Source organism: Nostocoides australiense Ben110 (assembly GCF_001050535.1).
Classification (GTDB): Bacteria; Actinomycetota; Actinomycetes; order Actinomycetales; family Dermatophilaceae; genus Nostocoides_A; species Nostocoides_A australiense.
Genome location: NZ_HG764815.1, coordinates 3854747 through 3856838 on the forward strand (window position 1 = coordinate 3854747; position 2092 = coordinate 3856838).

Genomic DNA, 2092 nt, shown 5'->3' on the forward strand with positions numbered 1-2092 from the left:
GCTACCATGACCGCATGACGGCCGAGGCGTGCGACCTGCTGTGCCTGGACGTGGCGCGCGCCGAGTCGGTCCGCGCAGCCCTGCCGAAGGCGCACCGCTCCCAGGCGATGGCGCTTACTGCCAAGGCACTGGCGGACCCGGTGCGCCTTCGCACGGCAACGGCCCTGGCCCTCGGGGCCGAGCTGTGCGTCTGCGATCTGGCGTGGGTCGTCGGCGCCGCGCCGAACCTGGTCTCGCACCACCTGCGCGTTCTGCGCCGCGCCGGCCTGGTGACCTCCCGCCGGCACGGCAAGCTGGTCATGTGCCGGCTGACCTCCCAGGGCGCGGCGCTACTGGACGCCCTGGGCGTCGCCGCAGAGCTGATCACCGCTCGTGGATGAGCCGACCGCGGCCGGCGGACCTCCGGTCCAGGGATCGCCCGCACGGGCGCGGCCGCGCCGGCCACTGACCGGCCCGCGGGTGATCCTCCTGGTCCTGGTCCTCGTCACTGCAGGCGTGGTGGCGGTCCAGCTCACCGGCTTCCTGTCGGCGGGCCAAGGCGCGGCGCTCGGGGGGTCCTCAGTGACTGCGGGCAGCAGGACGGTGACGGAGTACGCACCTGAGGACCGGGCTGGACCGGTGGCACTGTCGGGAACCGGGCTGACTGGTGAGGCGATCGACATCGCCGCATGGCGCGGCGACGTCGTGGTGATCAACGTGTGGGGTTCGTGGTGTGCGCCGTGCCGGGAGGAGGCGCCGATCCTTGCCGCCACGTCGGCTGCATACGCGAACCAGGGAGTGCGGTTCGTCGGGGTCAACGTGCGCGACAATCCGGCCGCGGCGATCGCGTTCGAGGACAGCTACGGGATCACCTACCCGAGCATCGACGACAGGAATGGCAAGGCCCTGCTGAGCCTGGCCGATCACCTCCCCGGAGCCGGGGTCCCGGTGACCCTGCTCCTGGACCGGGACGGGAGGCCGGCGGCGCGCGTCCTCGGCGCGGTGCAGGAGTCGACCCTGACCGCCCTGCTGGACACGGTCCTGGCCGAGCCCGCCACGTCGTCGTGAGCATGCTCCAAGACCTGGTCGCGACCGGCCCGATGCTGGCCGCCGTGGCCGTCGCAGCCCTGGCGGGGCTGATCTCCTTCGTGTCCCCGTGCGTGCTGCCCGTGGTGCCCGGGTACGTGTCCTACGTCGCTGGCGGCCCCTTGCTCGATGAGGGCGTCGCGACGCGGCGACGTCCGGTGGTGAAGGGTACTGCCTTGTTCATCCTGGGGTTCGCCTCGGTCTTCGTCGCCTACGGCGCCCTCTTCGGCGGTCTTGGCGCGACGCTGCAGTCCTCGCAAGCGGTGCTCACCCGTGTCCTGGGCGTCGTGGTCGTGGTCATGGGTCTGGTCTTCGCCGGCTGGCTGCCCCGGTCCCAGCGCCAGCTGCTGCCGCGGCTGCGTCCCAAGTCGGGCCTGGTCGGCGCCCCGCTGATGGGGGTCACCTTCGGACTGGGCTGGACACCGTGCCTGGGCCCGACCCTCGCCACGGTGCAGACCTTGGCGTTCACCGAGGCCAGCGCCGGGCGCGGGGCGACGCTGGCCGCGGTCTACGCCGCCGGGCTCGGTCTCCCGTTCATCGCGGTCGGTCTGGGCATGCGGCGGGCACTGACGGCGACCCAGTGGGCACGTGGGCACACCGTGGGGATCAAACGCGCTGGTGCGGTCATGCTCATCACCACCGGTCTGCTGCTGGCCACCGGGGTGTGGGACCACCTGATGCGAGGCCTGCAGTCCACGATCTCGGGCTACACCACCGTCCTGTGAACGACGTCGAAGAGCGAAAGGCCTCCACTGATGGCAACCCGTAAGCACGAAGCGGCCGAACGCGCTGCCCGGTTGGCCGAGATCCGCGAGCAGCAGCGGCGCGCCGAACGCCGCCGCACGGCGGTCATCACCGGCACGAGCGTGCTCGTGGCCGGGGTCCTCATCGGAGCGACGGCTGTCGTGCTCGTCGGCGAGCAGCGGCGCGCCGCCGAAGTCACTGAGGCAGCATCGGGCGACATCGAAGGGGTTGCGACCTTCAGTGACCTGTCGGCCAGCCATGTCCAGCAGCCGGTGCGGTACGA

3 protein-coding genes and 1 pseudogene are annotated in these 2092 nt (G+C 71.8%); all 4 read left to right on the plus strand.

Annotated features, from left to right (window positions below; translation table 11 throughout):
• The coding region (locus BN11_RS24380; protein WP_083433887.1) for an ArsR/SmtB family transcription factor at window positions 1–380 on the plus strand (380 nt) is incomplete at its 5' end.
• A gap of 79 nt (window positions 381–459) precedes the next feature.
• Window positions 460–1047, plus strand: a complete 588-nt coding sequence (locus BN11_RS18950; RefSeq protein WP_235435553.1) for a TlpA family protein disulfide reductase — start codon at window positions 460–462, stop codon at window positions 1045–1047.
• Window positions 1048–1049: 2 nt separating this feature from the next.
• Window positions 1050–1790 (plus strand): cytochrome c biogenesis CcdA family protein, encoded by a 741-nt coding sequence (locus tag BN11_RS18955; RefSeq protein WP_048699922.1) that lies wholly within the window; start codon window positions 1050–1052, stop codon window positions 1788–1790.
• Window positions 1791–1820: 30 nt separating this feature from the next.
• Window positions 1821–2092 (plus strand): annotated as a pseudogene (locus BN11_RS24385) (DUF3105 domain-containing protein); the annotation flags it as partial.

Coding starts and splice junctions, on each gene's coding strand:
- BN11_RS18955 (WP_048699922.1), top strand. CDS start 1,050: ATGCTCCAAGACCTGGTCGCGACCGGCCCGATGCTGGCCGCCGTGGCC.